This is a genomic window from Streptomyces sp. 2-1, assembly GCF_048564895.1.
Lineage (GTDB): Bacteria > Actinomycetota > Actinomycetes > Streptomycetales > Streptomycetaceae > Streptomyces > Streptomyces phaeochromogenes.
In genome coordinates this window covers 1617433-1637500 of the sequence record NZ_CP183383.1, presented here as the reverse complement: position 1 = coordinate 1637500, position 20068 = coordinate 1617433, and the positions used below count along the sequence as shown (strand labels likewise).

Here is a 20068-nt window from a genome sequence, read left to right as displayed (position 1 = left end):
TTGGTTGCGAGGTGTCGGATACGAGAGGGCGGTTACGACGCGTCGGCTGTGAGGCGTCGGCTATGAGGCGGCGGTGCCCAGGCCGGGGCGGAAGCCCGCCGGTGCCGCGGCCGGAACGCCGCGAGGGCTGACGCCGGACAGATCGTGGGCGGTCACGCTGTTGCGGTCGGCGACCGAGCGGCCCAGGGCGTGGTGCGGCCACAGACCCCCGGCCACCCGACGGCTGCGCTCGCCCCATTCACGGGCCTGGGCGCTGCTGGTCTTGTAGTGGTTGAGGGCATAGCCGCCGGAGTGGATCCGGAGCATGCTGAAGCCGCCGGGATAGTCCTTGGCGGCACTGACCTCCTGCAGCGTGACGTGCGGCGCCTGCGGCAGGAGGGTGCGCTTGTTGCGGTGGGTGTGGCCCGCGTGGTGGAGGAAGACACCGGGCGCGGAGGCGTAGGCGTCGAGGATGGAGCGGGCCTGGCGGCGGCCGAGGCGCTGCCCACCGCTCACCGGGAAGAGGGAGTCCCGCACGGTCAGCGGATGGTGACCGAACACGACGGTGGGCTGGTCGCCGCGCTCCCTCAACCGGGCCCGGAACCAGGACAGTTGCTCGTCGCCGAGCCCGCCGGCGTCGGCGCCGTTGCCGTCCTTCTCGTAAGTGTCGAGCCCGATGATCCGCAACCCGCCGAGGTCGCGGGCGAAGTACGCGGGCCCCGCGCCGCCGAGGAACTCGTCGCGGAAGGCGTCTCCGGCGTCGCGGTGACGGGGCCGGTCGTGGTTTCCGCGTACGGCGAAGTAGTCCTGTCCGTGGCTGCCGAAGCCGTCCAGGATCCGCTTGGCCTCCGCCAGGTCCCGCGGCGCGCCCCCGGCCGAGATGTCCCCCGCGGCCAGCAGCAGGTCCGCCCCACGGCGCCGGGCCTCCTCGACCAGGGCCCGGCTCATGATCTCCGGATACGGCGCGAGCCCCGGCTCCTGCGCCACCCCGCGCAGCAGGGGCAGGCCGGCCATCAGACCGGCGGTGGTCTCCCCGATGTGGAAGTCGTTGCAGAGCGCTATCGACAGCAGATGCCGCCCCGGCGGGGGCTGCGGCGTGGTGAAGGAGTACGGGCCCCCGCTCGAACCCAGCCCGTAGCGGTTGGTGCCGACGGCGTTGCCGCGGATGAGGTGCAGCGGCGTGGGCGTGGCCGCCGTGCCCCGCGAGCGGGCCTGGTAGTAGTACGTCTGCCCCGGCTCCAGGTCCGTGAGCTCGACGTGGTGGTGCGCCGTGGGCCGGTCCTCCGCCGCGCTGCGGTCCAGCCGGGAGGGGTGGGTGCCGTAGACGACCTCACCCTCCGTGACGGCGGGGAGCATGTGGCCCAGTCCGTCGTTGGTGCCGGGCACCCCGGTGTACCAGGTGATGATGGCGCGGTCCTCGGTCAGGGTGACCAGTTCCAGATGGACGGCCGTCAAGGCGTCGGGGTGGTGGGCGTGGCTCTTGCGTGTGGACCCGTGGAGGGCTCCGGCGGCGGCCCGCAGCAGCGTGGGGGCGAGGAGGGCACCGGAACGTAGGACTTCACAGGGAGAGGGCAGGGCCGACATGGCCGCGAGGGGAGCGGAGAAGCAGCAGCGCATGACTGAGTATGTGCCCGCGCGCGGTGAACGCCAGGGGGGATACCGAATGCGGCGCCCGGTATGGAATGCGACATCGTCATACGATCACGGACATACTTGATCTTTCTCCGAGGTTTCGCGCTCTCGCCGACAGGCCCAACAGGGTTGTGCCGCAAGGGATTTGGCGGGAGTCTGATGGCGCGTCAGCCGGACCGGATAGAAGTGGCGCCCCGGCGGGCGGGCCGCGCATTTCGCCCGGACGTGTTCTTCGCCACCTCCGGCGCGATGAGGCGTTTCCGCGACCGGATCTCCCTCGGATGTCACGATCCGCACTCGCCCGGTGCCTCAGGGTCAGCAGGCCGGCGGGGCTGCTGATCGTTCGTACCCCTGCACGGCGGGGCACACCGACCGCGTACCGTGTGAGCCATCAAGACCGGAGGTCACGCACATGTCCGCGCTACCGCACGAGCCGAGCCCGCAGGCCGATTCGGATCCGTACCAGTTCGAAGATCCCTACCAGCTTGAGTTCGCCGAGGGCCCCCAGACGCTCGCCGAGTTGCGCGCCGCGCTGGAGGTGATGAACCCCGAGGTGCTGACCGCCTTCAACGCCCGGCTCGACTCCGCGAGGTTCGGTGCGGAGCAGGCCGAGGTCATCGCCAAGGCCCGCCGCGCCGTGGCCTTCTCGAAGCGTGCCGAGGTGGAGGCCGCTGCCGCGGCAGCCGCGGAGGAGGCTGCCGCGGAGCCGCAGGCCGAGGATCTCTGGGCCCACCTGGACGTGCGCGACAGCGCTTCCTGACCCACTCCCGGTGTGCTCCGCCACCACCGGCATAAACTGTGAGGGATACGCCGAGTCTTGAGGAGGAGCCGGGATGCCGCCGCACAGTCCTTCCGCGGCAGGTGTCCCGGACGAGGGCGACGAGCGGAGTGTGCCGCCCGTCCGGCAGGCCCTGTCGGACAGCGTCTACGAAAGCATCAAGGCGATGGTCATGGACCACGAGATCGCCCCCGGCGCACGCGTGGGCATCGAGTCGCTGGCCCGAGCCCTCAAGGTCTCGCCGACCCCCGTCCGGGAGGCGCTGGCCCGGCTGGAGTCCGACGGTCTGGTGGTGAAGCGCGCGCTCTCCGGCTATCGGGCCACGGAGTTGCTGACCCGTCAGGGCCTTGAGGAACTCTTCGAGATGCGCCTGCTGCTGGAGCCCAGGGCTGCCGCGCTGGCCGCCGCGAACGCCACCGAGGCGCAACTCGACGGCCTGGAGCGGATCGTCGAGGAGATGCAGGTCCAGCCGAGCCCGAACGGGCGGTACGCGTCCTACCGCGACTTCGCCGCACTCGACCAGCGCTTCCACGAAGCCGTCGGACAGGCCGCGCACCGGCCGCTGCTGGCGGACGCGGTGGAGCGGCTCCACGCACACCTGCACATCTTCCGGCTCAGCAACGTCGTCGGCGCGGGCGGCCCGACAGTCGCGGAGCACGAGCGGATCGTACGCGCGGTGCTGCGCCGCAATCCCGAGCGGGCCGCCGAAGCGATGACGGAGCATCTCACGCGCAGCATGGAGCGTCAGCGCGACGAGGGCGACGAGCCCGCGCCCGCGTCCTCGATCCGGTAGACGCCCGAAGGCGGGCAGGGCGAACGGCCGCCGAGGTGGCCGGAGTTCGGGGCCCCTAGTCCGCCACTCCCGCCTTCGCGTCGGCGGTGGAGTCCGCGCGGTCGTGGATCAGGCGGATGACCTGGCCGCTCATGTGGTCGTAGTCGCGGTCGTTGTCGACCTCGCCGCGGACGCGATGGTCCGTCATGACGACGATCCGGTCCGCGAGAGTGACCATTTCGGCGAGGTCGCTGCTGATCAGCAGGATGGGCAGGCCGTCGCGGGCGAGGTCCCAGATCAGTTCGTGGAAGGCGTGCTTGGTGCGGACGTCGACGCCCACCGTCGGTTCGTCGATGACGAGCAGTCGTGTGTCGGCCGCGAGCCACTTGGCGAGGCTGACCTTCTGCTGGTTGCCGCCGGAGAGCTCACCGGCGTTCTGCCCGAGCCCCGCGATACGGATGCCGAGCCGGTCGACGAGGTCCTGGGCGGTGTCGCGTTCCTCGCGTGCCGAGACGAACCCGAGTGCCTTGGCGAGTCTCTTCCACACCGTCACCGTGATGTTGCGGACGATGGGCTGCTCCAGGAAGACGCCCTCCTCCTTGCGGTTCTCGGTGACGTAGCCGATGCCGAACTCGTGCAGGGCCTGGCGCGGCGAGGTGATCCGGGCCGGCCTGCCGTGCACCCTGACCTCGCCGCCGGTGATGCGGTCCAGGCCGAGCACCGCCTTGACCAGTTCGCTCCGCCCGGCGCCGACCAGTCCGTACAGGCCCACGATCTCCCCTGGCCGGACCTCCAGGCTGATGTCACGGTGCCCGCCGGCCGTGGAGACCTGGTCCAGTACGAGAGTTGGGGTGGCGGTGCGGTCGACCGTGCGCGGGCGCATCTCGGTCGCCGCGTGGGCGCGGCCCACCATGAGGCCGACGATGTCGTCGTGGGTGTGGTCGGCCAGCGGCGCGGACTCCAGCACCGACTTCCCGTCGCGCAGCACGGTGACGGTGTCGCAGACGGCGAAGACCTCCTCCAGCTTGTGGCTGACGAAGACGACACAGGCGCCGCGGGCGGCCAGCCGCCGGATCACCTCGAACAGCCGCTCCGTCTCCTGCGGGGAGAGGGACGCGGTGGGTTCGTCGAGGAGCAGCACCCGGCTCTCGGTGTAGAGGGCCTTGGCCGTCTCCACCAACTGCTGCTGTGCGACGGACAGTTCACGTACGGGCTGATGCGGATCGAGGTCGACGCCGAGCTCCGCGAGACATGCCAGGGCCGGTGCGGTCATGGCCTCGCGGTCGACCAGGCCGCGGTGCGAGGGAGGCTTCTGCAGGGTGATGTTCTCCGCCACGGAGAAGCCCGGGATCAGGTTGCGTTCCTGGTGGACGACACCGATGCCCGTACGGGTCGCCTCCAACGGCGAGCGCAGGTGGACCGGTTCGCCGCACCAGGTGAGTCCGCCGCCGTCGGGGGAGTGCACCCCGGTGAGGACCTTGATCAGGGTGGACTTTCCGGCGCCGTTCTCACCGAGGAGCGCGTGCACGGTGCCGGCGGTGAGCCGCAGCCCGACACCGTCCAGAGCCCGCACACCGGGGAAGACCTTGACCAGGTCGTGGCATTCGAGAAGGACCGTACTCACTGGGCACCTCCCGGCTGCGGCAGGACTGCGGGCGGTTGCTTACCGCCCTCCGCCGGTGGGGATCCGGTGTCACCCGTCCTCCCCAGGCGACTCTGGTGCAGCCGGCCACCGGCGACCGTACCCAGCACGACCAGGCCGATCAGGAGGTTCACCCAGCTCGGGTCCAGGGAGAACTGCGCTCGCGCGGCATCGATCAGCCGCGTGACGAAGGCGGCAAGGACCGTTCCGAACACGGCTATTGAACCGCCGGTGAGCGCCACGCCCCCGATGATGGGCGCGGCGAAGCTCGGCAGCAGCCAGTCGCCGCCGACGCTGCGATTGACGCCGGGCAGCGAGGCGGTGGCCGTCACGGCGGCCACGCCGATCAGCAGGCCGGACAGCGTGTGCGCGGCCACGATCTGCCGGTCGGTGGAGATACCGGACAGCCGGGCCGCCAGGGGGTTGCCGCCTGCGGCGAGAAGCCGCCTGCCCGCGACCGTGCGGTACATGAAGGCGGCCAGCAGGGCCGCCGCGACGAGCGCGGTGACGAAGACGAGGGGGATGTTCAGCGGCGCCGCCGTGCCGAGGTCGCGCAGCGCGGGCGAGTAGCCGTCGACGGTACGGGTGCCGGTGAGCCGGTACTGCGCTCCCAGGAAGATCGTCATGGTGGCGAGGGTGACGATGAACCCGTTGATCTGCGTGGCCACGATGACGAGGCCGGTCGCCAGGCCGATGGCCGTCGCCGTCAGCAGGCCCACGATCACGGCGACCGCGGCGGGCACCCCATGGTCGGCCATGAGGACGCCCGTCAGACAGGCGGTGAAGCCGCCCAAGGCCCCGACGGCCAGGTTGAGTTGACCCACGCACAGCGCCACCATCTGGGCCAGGCCGATGAGGATGGGGGTCGCCAGGTACTGGAGGAAGACGCGTACCGAGGGGCCTTCGAAGAAGGCGCCCGACGAGGCCACACCCAGGGCCACATATCCCGTCACGACCACGCACAGCAGCATCGCCGTCGTGGAACGGGAGAACCGGCGCAGCGCCACCCCACTCCAACTCCCTTGACCGCGCAACACGTTCAAGCGGTTCATGTCGAGCGCACCACCTTGCGATAGGACACCACGGTGCGTATCCGGTCGGCCGACAGGGCCAGCAGGAGGACACAGCCGAGGTAGATGTTCAGGCTTTCCAGGCCGACGCCGAGCAGGTCGAGGCCCTTGCGGATCACGCCGACCAGGGCGGTGCCGAGCAGCGTGCCCAGCACGGACACCACCCCGCCGGTGAGCAGGGTGCCCCCGAGGACCGCACCCAGAAAGGAGGGCAGCATGAAGTCGTTGCCGATGGAGGCGCGGAACGTTCCCGTGCCGGCGGCGGCCATGAATCCGGCGAGCGCCGCGAGCAGCCCGGAGAGCGTGTGCGCGAGCAGGACACGGCGCCCGGTGGGAATGCCGGACAGCTCCGCCGCCGCCGGGTTGGCACCGGTGAGCAGCAGTTCCCTGCCGATGCGCGTGCACCCGTACAGAAAGCCGAGGCCGACCATGGCGAGCACGGTGAACTGCGCGATCTGCGGTACGGCGGGCGAGCCGCAGATGGGCCCCGCACAGATGTCGGCGAGCGAGTAGGACCGCAGTTCGTCGATGCCGGACGGGCGGGTGGTGAAGGCAGCGTCCTCGGTGAGTGCCGAGTACAGCAGGGACACCAGCCCCAGCAGGGCGAAGTCCATCGCCAGCGTGACCACGAACGAACTCACGCCGGTACGGGCGATGAGCCAGCCGGTGACGGCGCCGATGGCGGCACCGGCGGCCAGGCACAGCAGCAGCCCGACAGGCATCGGCAGTCCGAGCCGGTCGTACCCGAGGCCCGCGAACATGGCCCCGAAGGCCGCCATCCGCCCGACCGCGAGATTCATGTGCCCCACGGACAGGGCGACCATCTGCGCGAGCGCCACCACGGTCAGCGTGGCGACGTCCCGCAGGAGCGGGAAGAGCACCAGGCGCTGGTCGAGGAACGCCGGCCGCAGCGCTCCGAACAGGACACTGAGCGCGATGACCAGCACCAGCAGGCCGAGCCGCTGGTTGACCCAGAACGGCATGCGGTGACTTGCCGTCTTCTCCTCCGGGACGGTGTCCGGCGGGCTGATGGACGTCGTCATGCCACCCTCCGGTCGTCGAGCGCGTCCAGGTCCCAGTCGATGCCGATGCCCGGCACGTCCGGGGCCTCGGCCATGCCGTCGCGGATGGCCAGCTCGGTCCGGGTCACGGCGCGCAACTGCGGGATGTACTCGACGTATTGGCCGTTGGGCACCGCGGCGGCGAGGCTGACATGCAGTTCCATCAGGAAGTGCGGGCAGACCATGACGTTGTGGCTCTCGGCCAGGTGCGCGACCTTCAGCCACGGTGTGATGCCACCGATCCGGGCGGCGTCGACCTGCACGACGGAGGCGGCGCCGGCCTCCAGATAGCTGCGGAACTGCATGAGCGAGTACATGGACTCCCCGACGGCCACGGGAATCCGCGTCGCGCCCGCGAGACGGGCATGACCGCTGATGTCGTCCGCGGGCAGCGGCTCCTCCAGCCAGTACGGGTCGTACGGCTCCAGCGCCGCCGCGAGCCGGAGGACGGAGGAGGCCGTCTGGGACTGGTTGGCGTCGGTCATGATGTGCAGCGAGGGGCCGACGGCCTCGCGTACGGCACGCAGCCGTTCCGCGTCCTCGGCGGGATGCGGACGGCCCACCTTGATCTTGACGCCCGCCCATCCCGACTCCTGTGCGTGCAGGGCGCCTTTCACCAGTTCCTCGGCGCTCAGGTGGAGCCAGCCGCCCTCGGTGTCGTAGACCGGGACTTGTCGGCGGTGTCCGCCGGCCAGCCGCCACAGCGGCTCGTCCGCCCGCTTGCACCGCACGTCCCACAGGGCGGTGTCCACGGCGGCGAGGGCGAGCGAGGTGATGGCTCCGGTGGTGGTCGCCCGGGTCAGGGCGAACAACCGCTGCCACAGCGCCTCGACGTTGCGGGCGTCCTGTCCGACGAGGGCGGGCAGCAGATGGTCGCGCAGCAGGGCCAGTACGGACGTGCCGCCGGTACCGATCGTGTAGGTGTAGCCGGTTCCCGCGACGCCGTCCGCCGTCTCCAGGTCGACCAGGACCGTCTCCTGTTTGACGAAGGACTGCACCGCGTCGGTACGGTCCTGCTCGACGGCTATGTCGGCCAGCCGGGCGGTCGCGGTCGTGATGATGCTGCTCATTCAGCAATTCCGTTTTCTGTCGGGGTGGTTGGCCATCAGCGGTGGTCGGCCGTCAGCCGCAGGAGAGGATCTTGTCGGCGAACTGCTGCTTCAGCTGCGCGGTCTTCGCCTGCCGTGCCTTGTCGTAGCCGGAGACGTTCGCCTTGGTGACGACGAACGAACCCGAGTCCACCTCCACCCCGGGAGAGCGCACCGTGCACTGCTTGGTCTGCAGCAGCGCCAGCGCCCAAGTCCCGACCTCGGCCTGACCGACCGGGTTCTGCACCACGGTGGCCGTGACCGTGCCCTGCTTGATGCCGCTCAGGATCTTGGCGTCGTCGTCGATGGCGATGACCTTCGCCTTCGACCCGGACGTGCTGACGGCGTCCGCGGCGGCGACCGCCGGGTTGTAGGCGGTGGCGACGATGCCCGTGATCCTGTCGCCCTTGGCCGCCATCAGGTCGGACACCGCCTTCTGCGCGGTCTGCAGGTCCGTGTCGATGTCGGTGATGGTCTGCAGGAGCTTCACCTTGCCGCCCGTCTCCTTCACGGCCCGGGCGACGCCCTTGATCCTCAACTGCGTATTGGCGTCTACGTTGTTGCCGGTCAGGTGGACCAGAGTGCCGCGACCGCCCATGGCCTCGATCGCCGCCTTCGAGGCCTTGTAGGCGGCGAGTTCGACATCCGTGGAGAGGCAGAAGTCGGCCTCGTCCTTGTCACCGGCGGGGCAGGAACCCAGGGACGCGACGGGGAAGCCCTGCGATCTGAGGTCCGCGAAGGTCGAGTTGATGTCGGTGGGGGAGACGCCGAACACCCCGAAGGAGTTGTAGCCGCGCGCCGCCAGCGTGGACAGCAGGTTGTTCTGCTTCTGCTGGTCCCACTCCGCCGTCTCGTCGAAGGTGACGGCTCCGAGGCCGTAGGTCTTTCGCGCGGTGGTGACCGCCGTCTTCCAGGGCTGGAAGTACGGGTGGGCGCCGCCGGGCACGAGGGCGACCTTGGTCCGGGAACCGTCCACGAGTTCGGCCCCGCCGCCGGTCCGAGCGGCAGGCGCGGCCTGACCGCCGGACTCGGGGCCCGAGTTCTTGTAGGTACAGGCCGCTGTCCCTGAAGCCAGCACCACGGCTGCGACAACTCCGGGCAGGACGGATCTGGTTGGGAAGCGCATGCCCCACCCCTGAAGAATCAGATAGGAAATCGATGCGGAGATCGTGGGACAGGAAGGCTGACGCGTCAAGACTTGTGGCACGGACCGATGGCGCAGGAGGAGGTTTATGCTGCTAAGTCGCGGCTCGGGTTGGCTGCGAGGAGGCCTCGGAGGGCGTGGCGTCTGCGTTCCTCGGCGGGTCAAGGTGCCCGCAAAATCATATAGGAAACTGGATTGGTCGTGTCCGGGAGCGGCGCCGAGCCATGGCCAAGGAAGTACCTCGGAGTACCCAAGAACGGTTCAACACTTGATCATGGTTCATCAATGCTCATCCATGATTCGGCAAGCCGAACAGAGGGGTGTCGAGCCGGACGTACGTTCCCGTTCGTGATCTCTGACTCAACACCCCACAGAGCCGTCCGCCAGCCGCGGAATGACTCCGTCGCCCCGCTCTCCGGCGCGACACCCCCCGCACGGCGCTCCCTCCTCCGCGCTGCGCTCACCGGGACCGCGGTTCTCGGCGCCGGCCTGGCCGTCGGCGCCGTACCCGCGGCTGCCGCAGCCCCCACCGCTCCCGCGCGCAAGCGGCCCACCACCGCCGAAGAGGCCCTGCGCGAGCTGGCGGCGGGCAACCGCCGCTGGAGCGCCTTCCGCGAGCGGCACCCCGACGAGTCTCCCGCCGTCCGGCAGTCGCTGACGACCGCTCAGCACCCCTTCGCCCTCGTGCTCGGCTGCATCGACTCCCGGGTGCCGCCGGAGCTGGTCTTCGACCAGGGCCTCGGCGACCTGATGACCGTACGCAGCGCGGGCCAGGTCCTCGACGAGGCCGTGCTCGGCAGCCTCGCGTACGGGGTGCTCGAACTCGGGATCCCGCTGCTCATGGTGCTCGGCCACCAGTCGTGCGGGGCCGTGAAGGCCACGGTCCAGGCGGACGAGTCGGGCGAGGAACTGCCCGCCCACATCCAGTACCTGGCCGACCGGATCAGCCCGGCCATCGATCGCACCAAGGAGGGTGACGCGCGCGTCGACGCGACGATCGACGCCAACATACGACTCATACGGTCGCAGCTGGCGGCAGAGCCCGACCTGGCTGCCAAGGTGGACTCGGGCGCGCTGGCCATCGTCGGCGCCCGCTACGAGCTGACCACCCAGCGGGTGCACCGCATCGGCTGAGGCCGGCCCTCGTACACACGTGAGGCGACCGCGGCGGACAGCCGTCGCGGTCGCCTCTTCTGTAAAGGTCAGCGGGCGGTGCCGAGCCAGGGCAGCGGGTCCATGTACTGGCCGTCGAGGAGGACCTCGAAGTGCAGGTGGGGTCCCGTGGACAGGCCGGTGGAGCCGACGAGCCCGATCGGGGAGCCGGCGGTCACGGTCTGGCCCGTCGTGACCTGGAGGGCCGACAGGTGACTGTAGGTCGTCTGCAGCCGCTTGCCGCCGATCGTGCCGTGGTCGATCACCACACGGATCCCGTACGCCGAGGTCGTGCCCGCGAACTCGATCCGGCCGTCACGCGCGGCGGACACCTGTGCCCCTTGAGGCGCGCCGAAGTCCACTCCCGTGTGGAGCTTGGTGACCCCGGTGAGCGGATGCGTACGCGATCCGAAGGACGAGGTGACCGTGAGGGTGCTGACGGGAGGGGTCAGTACGGCGGAGGCGTTCTGGCCGCCGCCGTTCTGCTCGGGGGTTCGGCGGACGAGCGCCTCGTACCGTGGAAGCCGCGCCTTGACCTGCTTGAGGAATGTGCGCGCGTCGGCGGGCACACGGCCCGCCCGCTTCACCGAGTCCGTCCCGGCCGTGTACGCGGCGAGCGTGAGGTCCACCAGGTCGCCGCTGACGGTGCCCTCGGTCCTGAGGTCGGTCACCTTCTCGGCGAGAGCGCAGTCCTGCCGGCCGAGGGCCATGATGGCGTCCTCCGGATCGCGCGGCGAGGAACGGCCGTTGCCGTTGTCGTCCCGGCCCCAGGTCCGCCATTCGGCGTCAGTGAAGCCTGCGATCCCCTGCTGCGACAGGCTGGCGCTGTCGTTGCTCCACCCGGAGCGCTGATCGATCTGGGCGGCGAGCAGGGAAGGGGTGACGACCGTGCAGGCCTCGGCCGCCTTGCGCAGCCAAGGGACGTACGAGGCATCGACGTTGGCGACGGACGTCTGTGCCGGATCCGGCCCCTCGGACTGGCCGGGAGAGAGCCCGCCGGTCAGAGCCAGGTATCCCGAGACCCCGATCAGCGCTACCAGACTGGGCGCCACGATCAGGGCGAAGGGTCCGGGACCGCGGCGCCGCGCTTGTTGTTGCCCACTGAACGCTTCTTCGGTACCAGCTGGTTCGGCCGTTCCCGCCGCCTCGCGAACGGCTGCCGCGCCTTCCCTCTCCTCGGTCACGTGCCGGGCTGGCTGCGCGGAGGTAGTGCGGCTGGGCGTGGTGTCGGCGGAATGTTCAGGCTCACGTTCGGACGCTAGCGGCCCCCCTGGCAGGAGTCACCGGTCATCGAGGCACAGTGGCCTGCCCGAAGGGGCACCGTCGATGTCCGCCGGCATACACGACAGACCATGCGGCAGCGGCCCCGACCACCAACCACCCCACAAACTCAGGCTTGCCGCCGTGCTCCCGGGTCTGCGACTATCACTGACCCCGCGCCCGCGGCAGTCAGGTCGCAGCAACAGGTCGCAGAATCAGGTCGCAGAATCAGGTCGCGGCAGTCAAGGAGGTCCGGTGCACAGACGGTGGCTGTTCATCGGGGCGGCCGGGGTGCTCATAGTCGTCTCCTTGATCGTGGGGCTGCTCGTCGATCGCAAGGCCGACACGGGGGACGCCGAGGCCAAGCCCGCCGCCGGTACCCAGGCGGGTGTCCCGGCCGCGTCGGTGTCTCCGACCGCGTCCGTCAGTGCGACCGAGACCTCGGCGAAGCCGTCGGCCAAGAAGACTCCGCGGAAGGAGTCCGCCCGCCCGACCGCCACGTCGGCGAAGCCATCGGCCGTGGACACCCCGCGAACCGGGTCCGCCGCCGCGCCGTTGGCAGGGCGTATACGGCCCGGTGCCACGTACCGGGGCGTCGCCACGTTCTACGACGCGGACGGTTCGGGCGCCTGCATGTACGACGCGAGCGGTGACGTCATGACCGCGGCGATGAACAGCACCGACTACGAAACGGCCAAGGCGTGCGGGGCGTACGTACTCGTCCGCGCGGCCAACGGGGCGTCGATCACGGTTCGTATCACCAACGAGTGCCCAGGGGACTGCGCACCCGGTCAGATCGACCTCAGCGCCGAGGCCTTCGCCAAGCTCGCCCAGCCCTCGGCCGGCAAGATCCCGATCACCTGGACGCTGTCGAGCCCAAGTGCCGCCGACACGGTCTCGGTCCGGTACAAGACCGGGTCCAGCCGCTACTGGTGCGGCATCCAGGTCATCGGTCACCGCAACCCGGTGGCCCGGCTCGAAGTACGCGCGGGCAGCGGCTGGCGTCAGCTGTCGCGCGCCGAGTACAACTACTTCATCTCCGACGACGGCAGCGGGTGCGGCGGCGCGATCAGGGTCACGGACATCTTCGGAGAGCAACTCACGCTCAACGGGGTCGCGTTGACGCCGAACGCCGTGCAGTCGACCGGGGCTCAGTTCGCCAAGCGCTGACCCGGGACGCCGTTGAATCGACGCCCGGGGGCCATGGTTGGCTGCTCAGGAGTGGGCCCGGTCGGTCCTTCCGCCGCCCCGTTCACGCAGACGATGCCCGGGCTTCGACCAGCCAACAGCCCGCCGTGAAGCGGACTTCAGGGCCCTCCACAAAGGGGTCGAAGGCGGCGCGGACCGTTTCGACGACCCGCGCACGGGTCTGCTCGTCCGCCTCGCCCAGGAGCTGGCCGACGGGACCGAACCGGGTGAAGTAGCGGATCAACTCGCTCTCGGGGAGCGTGCAGGTCACGCCCTTCGCCTGGATGTCGATCCCGGTCCAACCTGCCTCCGCCAGGATGCGCCGGACCCTGTCCGCGTCCGCGAAGGCGAACTGCCCCGGCTCGTCCGGCCGGCGGGCGGGGAGGTTCGGAAGGAGCGGTGCCGCGGCGCGTTCGGCCGTCGTCATGAACGGATTCTCCGCCGGGCCGCGCCACGCGATGAACCGGAGCACGGCCCCGTCCTTCGCGGCACGCCGCAGGTTCGCGAAGGCCCGGACGGAGTCCTTGAAGAACATGACGCCGAAGCGCGACATGACCGCGTCGAAGGTGGCGGGTTCGAACGCGTACTCCTGCGCGTCGGCGTGGACGAAGGACGCCGGCGTGTCCGTCTCCTCGGCGCGCGCCCGGGCCGCGGTGAGCATCGGCTCGGAAATGTCGACGCCCACGATGTGCCCAGCCGCTCCGAGCCGCCGCGCCACGGCCAGCGTGGTGGAGCCGGTGCCGCAGCCGACGTCGAGCACCCGGCCTCCGCCGCCGAGCACCTGGCCTCCGTGATCGGCGGACATGGCTTCGACGAGGAGGTCCTCGAAGGGCTTGAGCACGCCGTCCACCAATGACTGGGCCTCGACCCAGGCACCGGCGGCGGGCCCGTTCCAGCGTGCCGCCTGCTCGTCATCGGTCCTGTGCTCGGCGTCCATGGTCGTCTCCTCTGCTTGCCCTCAACTGTTGCCTTCGACGGGCCTGGGTGAAAGCGTGCTACTTCAAGTCGACTTGAGGTCAAGAGAATGACAGACCTGGACATCTCCGAGGTGGCGCACCGCGCCGGGGTTCCCGCCTCGACGCTGCGGTTCTACGAGGAGAAGGGGCTGATCGCCCCGACCGGCAGGCTGGGCCTGCGCCGTCAGTACGATCCCGGCGTACTGGAGCGCCTGGCGCTGATCGCGCTGGGGCGGACCGCCGGGTTCTCGCTCGACGAGATCGCGCGCATGATCGCGCCCGACGGGCAGCCGCGCATCGACCGGCAGATGCTCACGGACAAGGCGGACGAGCTGGACAGGACGATCCGCGAACTGGGCGTCCTGCGCGATTCCCTGCGCCATGCCGCTGCCTGCCCCGCGCCGAGCCATATGGAATGCCCCACCTTCCGCCGCATTCTCAAGGCCGCCGTGTCCGGCGTCGTCGGAGTCCCGAGGAAGCGGGTTTCGGGGCCACCGTGACCCCGGTACCCCGTTGAGGCAGCGCGGTCACGCCGGGGCGCGGCTTGTAGGCTGCGTCGCATGTCGGACGTTTCGCCCCGCCCCGAGCCGTTCGCACCGCACACCGATCCCGCGGTGCTCGAAGACCTCCGTACGCGATTGCGCGCGACGCGCTGGCCGGATGCGCCCGAGGACGCCGGGTGGTCGCTCGGCACCGACATCGCCTACCTCCGCGAGCTGATCGCCTACTGGGCGGACGGGTTCGACTGGCCCGCGCAGGAGGCGGCGCTCGCCCGGCTGCCCCGCTTCCGCGTCCCGCTCGGCGGCCTCGGCATCCACTTTGTACACGCCCGGGCCGTCGCGCCGACCGGGCCGGTCCTGCCGCTCGTCCTCACCCACGGCTGGCCGGACTCGTTCTGGCGCTACACGAAGGTCATCCCGCTCCTCACCGATCCCGGCGCGCACGGCGCCGACCCCGCCGACGCGTTCGACGTGGTCGTTCCCGACGTGCCGGGCTTCGGGTACTCCGAGCGTCCCACGGGCCCGCCGCTCGACTCCATCGCCGTCGCCGGACTGTGGGCCGAGCTCATGAGCGTCCTCGGCTACGAGCGGTTCGGTGCGGCGGGCGGAGACATCGGCAGCCATGTCAGCCGCTACCTCGCGCTCGACCACCCCGACCGGGTCGTGGCCGTCCACCGCATGGACGGAGGCCTGCCCGTGTTCTCCGGAGACCCGGCGGACCTCGCGCCCGAGGAACGCGCCTGGATCGAGGGCGTCGGGGCCTGGAGCGCGACCGAGGGCGCCTACGCCGCCATGCACCGCACGAAGCCCCAGACCGCCGCCGTCGGGCTCACCGACTCACCGGCCGGCCTCGCCGCGTGGATCGTCGAGAAGCTCCGGGCGTGGAGCGACTGCGACGGTGACATCGAGCGGGCGTTCACCAAGGACGAGATCCTCACGAACGTCACGCTCTACTGGCTCACGGGGACGATCGGTTCGTCGATGCGCATGTACAACGCGAACGGCGCGATCCCGCCCGCACAACTCGCCCGCCGGGTCGAGGTACCGTCCGGCTTCTCACTCTTCCGCGGCGACGTCGTGCGCCCACCGAGGGCCTGGCTCGAACGCACCACGAACGCCGTACGCGTGACCGAACCCCCGCGCGGCGGGCACTTCGCACCGTTCGAGGAGCCCGAGTCGTACGCGGAAGAGGTGCGCGCGTTCTTCCGCCCGTTCCGGGCAGCGGCGACGGAGGCGGCAGCCGCATCGGGCTGAGGGCGCGGGCCGCCCCGAAGCGCACGCCGGCACACGGGCCTGCTCCGGTGCGGGGACAGGCCGTGGCCTCCCAAGAAGCCACGGCCTACCAGGACGCAGGGCCTACCAGGACCCACGGCCGACCAGCCGCGCCCAACGGCCTACCGAGCCCCCACCAACACCTCCGCGGCGGCCACCCCGGAGGCAGCGGTGGCGCCATGGGTGAAGATCCGTACCGCCCCCGGAACAGCGGCACTCGGCAGACCCATCTCCACGACGATCGCGTCGGGACGCGCCGCGATGAGGTCCGCGAGGGCGCGGGCCATCCACGCATGCCGGGAGGCGTCCCTGACGACAACCACCAAGGGCCGTCCGGCGGCCGGTTCCAGCGCGCAGGTCTTCAGGGCGCTGATGGCGGCGGTCCGTGAGTCCAGCTCCTGGTGCCGCACCCGGACGGTGGTCGTGCCGGGCAGCCGCTCGCTCAGCGGGGCGGCGACACCCCAGGGCGTCTCCTTGCCGATGGCCAGGTTGGTGGTGGCCACGAACTCCACCACATGAGGCGCGGCGGACAGGGGCAGGGCGTCCCTCGCCGCTCCGGCCAGCCGGATGGCGCGACGGGCTGCCATGAAACCGATGTCACTGCTGATCGCGTCGACGGTGTCGGCCTGGACCAGGCCGGCCGACCAGTCGGCGAACTCCCGTACGCGCCCGGCCGCTTCCTCCAGCCGCTCCCGGGTGAGGTCGCCGGAGACCACGGCATCGGCGAGAGCATCGGCGAGAAGGCCGACGGTGGCCTCCTCGGCGTTCTCGCCGCCGACACAGACCGCGTCGGCACCGGCGGCGACGGCTTTCACGGTGGCGCCGTCGATGCCGTAGAGGTCGGTGACGGCACCCATCTCGATGGCGTCGGTGACCGTCATCCCCTCGAACCCGAGCTCCCCGCGGAGCAGGTCGCCCAGGATGCGCGGGCTGAGGGTGGCGGGCAGGTCGGGATCGTACGCGGGCACCAGGAGATGGCCGCTCATCACCGCGCGAACACCGGCGTCCAGGGCGGCCCGGAACGGCGGCAGGGCCTGGGCGACGATCTCTTCGCGGTCGGCGCCGTAGGTGGGCAGGCCGTGGTGGGAGTCGACGGCGACGTCGCCGTGCCCGGGGAAGTGCTTGGCGCAGGCGGCGACCCCGGCCGACTGAAGCCCCCGGATCCACGCGGCGGTGTGCCGGGACACCACCTTCGGGTCCACGCCGAAGGACCTGACCCCGATGATCGGGTTGTCGGGGTTGGAGTTGACGTCCGCGCTGGGCGCGTAGTCGAGACTCACGCCGATGGCGCGCAGTTGGCGGCCGAGACCGGCGGCGACGGACTCGGTGAGCTCGGTGTCGTCGACGGTTCCGAGGGCGAAGTTGCCCGGCCGGGTGGAGCCGGTGGCGGACTCGATACGGGTGACGTCACCGGCCTCCTCGTCGATGGCGATGATCAACTCGGGGTTCTCCGCACGCAGTTGACCGGTCAGCCGGGCGACCTGGTCCAGCGAGACGATGTTGCGGGAGAAGAGCACGACGGATGCCAGCCCGTCGCCGATCTCGCGCAGAACCCAGTCCGGTGCCTCGGTACCCACGAACCCCGGCTGCAGGACGGAGAGCGCCAGCCGCCGCAACTCCTTGCTGTGCTTGCTGGAGACCATCGAGTGCGTTCGCCTTTCGGGTAGGGCCCGTGTGTCGGTGCCGCCGATGACGACGCATCGACACCACGACATGGCTTGAAACAGAACAGCTTGGTACAGACCAATGAGTCTCCGCTCAGGCTAACCGCTCGTGTCAAGAGGCAGGTTGGGCCGCCGCGTGGGCGTTGTCCTGGGGCTGTTGTGCCAGGTGATCCGCCTTCCGGGGGTCCTCAACAGGTCTTCGGCGCAGGCGATTTGGGTGCGACACGCAGTCAACGACCATGTTTGACACGGCGGTTGGTCTAGTCCAAATTAGTGGCACGCGAGTTCGAGGGGGCTGGCGCGGCACTCGATGCAGTGACCCTGCAGGCCGGCCGTCTCTCTTCATGCCGTGCGACGTGCGCTGCTTCCGGTGCCGTCGTACAGCGCGCCGGTGCGCGTCCGGAAGCGGGCTGCGCAGACCGCCGCCCGTCCGGATCCACGCGATTCACGTGCCGCGAGCAACCGGTGACCGCGTTCCCGTCCTCATCGACACCTCCGTCGGCGGGGAACCCCGAGGTCCGGAGCACTGCACGCCCATGCCTGACGAGTATCTCCATCGAGCCGCGTCTCGCGTCCCCTACTTCAGTTCGGACGGCGAGACCTATCTGGCGCAGACCCCGCTGCGCGACCTGAAGAAGACCATCCCGCTCAGGGTGCTGTCCGAGGAGGACCTGGCCTTATGGCAGACGTACGGCTACGTCGTGGTGAAGCAGGCCATCCCGGCCTCGGCCGCCCGGCGCCTGCTGGACTTCACCTGGGACTTCCAAGGACTCGACCCCGAGCGCCCGGACACCTGGTACGAGGAGCGCGAGTACCGCTCGGACCTCGACCGTGACCTGCACATCTACGGGTTCGTCGAGGCCTACCAGCACCAACTCCTCTGGGACAGCCGCCAGGCGCAGCGGGTCTACGACGCCTTCGTCGACGTATGGGACTGCGAAGAGCTGTGGGTGACCCTCGACCGGCTCAACCTGAACCCGCCCAACGTCAAGAACCGCGACCGGGCCCTGATCCCGAGCACGGACGAGGGCTTCGACATCGAGCTGCACTGGGACGTCGACACCACGCTCGGCATACCGCCGCAGCGGGTCCAGGGGATCATCGCCCTCAACGACACCAGTCCGGAACTCGGCGGTTTCCAGTGCTGCCCCGAGCTGTTCCGGCAGCTTGACCGGTGGAAGGCACTCCAGCCGGACGACCGTGACCCGATCCGGCCCAGGATCGACAAGGCCGAATTCCCCGTCGTACGACCGGAACTCGAAGCCGGCGACCTGCTGATCTTCAACGGCATGCTGGCCCACGGAGTGGCCCCCAACACCTCAACCCGCAACGGTGTGCGGGCGGTGCAGTACCTGTCGATGATGCCTGCGCTGGAGACCCACCAGACCCTCAGGGACTCACGGGTCGAGTCATGGCGCACCCTCAGCACACCGGACTGGAACGCGACCCTGCTCGGCGACGCCGTGCGACACGAGTCCCTGAGGTACGGCAGGGCCGAACTCAGCGAACTGGGAGCCAAGTTGCTGGGCCTCGCGTCCTGGAACGGTCCGGAACTGGACGAGCCGGTCGGAGAAGCGGCATGCGCAGAATATGTCTGACCCTTCCCACCAACAGGCCCTGCTCCGCGACGATCGAGGCCATCGGTGAGGAGGCGGCCTACGCGGCCGAGCACTTCGACACCGAGGTGCACCTGCTGATCCTGGACTCCTGCGACGCACCCGCCTACGCGGAACACGCCGAGACCGTACGCCGCCTCCCCGTCGGCCCGCGGATCGTCGTGCATCACCTCGACGAGGCACGGCAGCGGGACTTCCTCCAGCGGGCGATCGGCCGGGCCGGAACCACCAAGCCCGACCTCCTGCTGGAACTGATGCTCCCCGCCGGTCTCTCCTACGGTGCCTGCACCAACCGGGCGTTCCTCATCGCCGCCGCACTCGGCTGCGAGTCCGTGCACCGCAGGGACTCCGACAGCCGGTACCAGGTCCTGAACGGCGAGACCGTCTTCCCCGTCCACCATGAACTCACCTCGCTCGGCAGACGCGCGGCCGACGCCGCGCACCACGTCACAGAGAACGCGCTGGCCGCCCAACACGCGGACAAGCGGGTCGCGATGGTGGGCAGCTCCTTCGTGGGCGAGCTGTCCGTGGACATCGGCGAGGTCCAACGGATCGACCACGACGTCTACTTCGACCTGGTCAGCCTCTGGGCTCCCGGCCACTGGTCGGCCGAGCAGAAGAGGGAACTCGTCGACGAGTCCTTCCGCGGCGCGGGCACGGACCCGTTCGTCCGGGACCACTCGACGCTCGCCCTGGTCGACCCCATGCGCGTGGACATGTGCAACATCAGCTTCCACGGGGTGCACGAACACGTGCCGCTGCCACCGGCCACCGACACCATCGGCAGCGACTACTTCCTGATCCACTTGGTCCACGACGCCGCGCTGCCCGGTGTGCTGCACAACCGGAACATCGAGAACTTCTACACCGGCGAACGCAGAACGGACGCGGGCTTCACGGCGTACCAGCTGCGCTACGTCAAGTTCCTGCTGTCGATGCTCTACTTCAACGTCATCTACGACGGGATGGCCGAGGCCGGCCCGGAGTTGACCGACGAGCGGGGACAGGTGCGCGCGTCCGTCATCGCCCGGCTGGTGAGTGAGAGCACGCGGCTCGACCGCACCGAGAACGTCCAGCGGTTGGACGCCCTCGACACGGCGTACCGGAAACTGGGCGGCGCGTACGCAGAGTTCGCCGACCACCTGGCCACGCGCCGCGAACGGCTCCTCGACGAGGCCCGCAGCGACATGGAGGACTTCGCCCTCCTGACCGAGGCGTGGGGACCGCTGGTGCACGCGGCCCGGCACACCCCCGTAAACCCGTCACCGGGGCGGCCGGGGTGAGGGCGGCCACG

The 20068-nt window shown here is 70.2% G+C and carries 17 protein-coding genes; 8 read left to right on the top strand and 9 right to left on the bottom strand.

The features are described 5' to 3' along the window. Window positions 1-60: 60 nt before the first annotated feature. Entirely contained in the window at window positions 61-1596 is a 1536-nt protein-coding gene (locus tag ACN20J_RS07400; RefSeq protein ID WP_419665544.1) for a metallophosphoesterase, read from the bottom strand. A gap of 427 nt (window positions 1597-2023) precedes the next feature. On the opposite strand from ACN20J_RS07400, the gene ACN20J_RS07395 reads away from it, so the two are divergent. Then, window positions 2024-2371 carry a hypothetical protein gene (locus ACN20J_RS07395; protein ID WP_055610637.1) on the top strand — a complete coding sequence of 116 codons (348 nt, stop codon included), beginning with the start codon at window positions 2024-2026 and terminating at the stop codon, window positions 2369-2371. Window positions 2372-2444: 73 nt separating this feature from the next. Beyond that, window positions 2445-3182 carry a GntR family transcriptional regulator gene (locus ACN20J_RS07390; RefSeq protein ID WP_419665543.1) on the top strand — a complete coding sequence of 246 codons (738 nt, stop codon included), beginning with the start codon at window positions 2445-2447 and terminating at the stop codon, window positions 3180-3182. A gap of 55 nt (window positions 3183-3237) precedes the next feature. Here ACN20J_RS07390 and ACN20J_RS07385 read toward each other — a convergent pair whose 3' ends face one another. Genes ACN20J_RS07385 through ACN20J_RS07365 form a run of 5 tightly spaced genes read right to left on the bottom strand, consistent with a single transcriptional unit; the run spans window position 3238 to window position 9148 of the window. Further along, window positions 3238-4785 carry a sugar ABC transporter ATP-binding protein gene (locus ACN20J_RS07385; protein WP_419665542.1) on the bottom strand — a complete coding sequence of 516 codons (1548 nt, stop codon included), beginning with the start codon at window positions 4783-4785 and terminating at the stop codon, window positions 3238-3240. Next, window positions 4782-5855, bottom strand: coding sequence for an ABC transporter permease (locus ACN20J_RS07380; protein ID WP_419665541.1), 1074 nt, complete (start codon window positions 5853-5855; stop codon window positions 4782-4784). Before ACN20J_RS07380 ends, ACN20J_RS07385 begins: the two co-directional genes overlap by 4 nt. Continuing rightward, entirely contained in the window at window positions 5852-6916 is a 1065-nt protein-coding gene (locus ACN20J_RS07375) for an ABC transporter permease (protein ID WP_419665540.1), read from the bottom strand. Before ACN20J_RS07375 ends, ACN20J_RS07380 begins: the two co-directional genes overlap by 4 nt. Continuing rightward, window positions 6913-8004: a mandelate racemase/muconate lactonizing enzyme family protein gene (locus ACN20J_RS07370; RefSeq protein WP_189838634.1), complete on the bottom strand. Its 1092-nt coding sequence runs from the start codon at window positions 8002-8004 to the stop codon at window positions 6913-6915. The genes ACN20J_RS07375 and ACN20J_RS07370 overlap by 4 nt, the downstream gene beginning before the upstream one ends. A gap of 52 nt (window positions 8005-8056) precedes the next feature. After that, window positions 8057-9148 carry a sugar ABC transporter substrate-binding protein gene (locus ACN20J_RS07365; protein WP_189838635.1) on the bottom strand — a complete coding sequence of 364 codons (1092 nt, stop codon included), beginning with the start codon at window positions 9146-9148 and terminating at the stop codon, window positions 8057-8059. 366 nt (window positions 9149-9514) lie between these two features. Here ACN20J_RS07365 and ACN20J_RS07360 point away from each other — a divergent pair, with 366 nt between their 5' ends. Beyond that, window positions 9515-10300 (top strand): carbonic anhydrase, encoded by a 786-nt coding sequence (locus tag ACN20J_RS07360; RefSeq protein WP_259333433.1) that lies wholly within the window; start codon window positions 9515-9517, stop codon window positions 10298-10300. A 68-nt stretch (window positions 10301-10368) separates the two neighbouring features. Here the strand turns inward: ACN20J_RS07360 and ACN20J_RS07355 are convergent, their stop codons facing one another. Further along, on the bottom strand, window positions 10369-11502 hold the full coding sequence (locus ACN20J_RS07355) for a peptidoglycan DD-metalloendopeptidase family protein (protein ID WP_190228673.1): 1134 nt from the start codon (window positions 11500-11502) through the stop codon (window positions 10369-10371). A gap of 331 nt (window positions 11503-11833) precedes the next feature. On the opposite strand from ACN20J_RS07355, the gene ACN20J_RS07350 reads away from it, so the two are divergent. After that, entirely contained in the window at window positions 11834-12748 is a 915-nt protein-coding gene (locus ACN20J_RS07350; protein WP_246575101.1) for an expansin EXLX1 family cellulose-binding protein, read from the top strand. An 82-nt stretch (window positions 12749-12830) separates the two neighbouring features. On the opposite strand, the gene ACN20J_RS07345 is transcribed toward ACN20J_RS07350, so the two are convergent. Next, window positions 12831-13703 carry a class I SAM-dependent methyltransferase gene (locus ACN20J_RS07345; RefSeq protein ID WP_190228671.1) on the bottom strand — a complete coding sequence of 291 codons (873 nt, stop codon included), beginning with the start codon at window positions 13701-13703 and terminating at the stop codon, window positions 12831-12833. Window positions 13704-13790: 87 nt separating this feature from the next. Between ACN20J_RS07345 and ACN20J_RS07340 the strand changes: the two genes are divergently transcribed. Both ACN20J_RS07340 and ACN20J_RS07335 read left to right on the top strand, forming a co-directional pair. Beyond that, a complete protein-coding gene (locus ACN20J_RS07340) occupies window positions 13791-14222 on the top strand; it encodes a helix-turn-helix domain-containing protein (RefSeq protein ID WP_190228670.1) in 432 nt (143 codons plus the stop codon). Window positions 14223-14282: 60 nt separating this feature from the next. Further along, on the top strand, window positions 14283-15476 hold the full coding sequence (locus tag ACN20J_RS07335; RefSeq protein WP_189838641.1) for an epoxide hydrolase family protein: 1194 nt from the start codon (window positions 14283-14285) through the stop codon (window positions 15474-15476). Window positions 15477-15616: 140 nt separating this feature from the next. Here the strand turns inward: ACN20J_RS07335 and ACN20J_RS07330 are convergent, their stop codons facing one another. Continuing rightward, a complete protein-coding gene (locus tag ACN20J_RS07330; RefSeq protein WP_189838642.1) occupies window positions 15617-17137 on the bottom strand; it encodes a glycoside hydrolase family 3 protein in 1521 nt (506 codons plus the stop codon). 557 nt (window positions 17138-17694) lie between these two features. Here ACN20J_RS07330 and ACN20J_RS07325 point away from each other — a divergent pair. Together ACN20J_RS07325 and ACN20J_RS07320 are read left to right on the top strand one after the other, a co-directional pair. Beyond that, the gene (locus tag ACN20J_RS07325) at window positions 17695-18756 is read left to right on the top strand and encodes a phytanoyl-CoA dioxygenase family protein (RefSeq protein WP_189838643.1); all 1062 of its coding nucleotides are present in this window, start codon (window positions 17695-17697) and stop codon (window positions 18754-18756) included. After that, window positions 18738-20057, top strand: a complete 1320-nt coding sequence (locus ACN20J_RS07320; protein WP_189838644.1) for a DUF6271 family protein — start codon at window positions 18738-18740, stop codon at window positions 20055-20057. The genes ACN20J_RS07325 and ACN20J_RS07320 overlap by 19 nt, the downstream gene beginning before the upstream one ends. The last annotated feature ends 11 nt before the right edge of the window (window positions 20058-20068 follow it).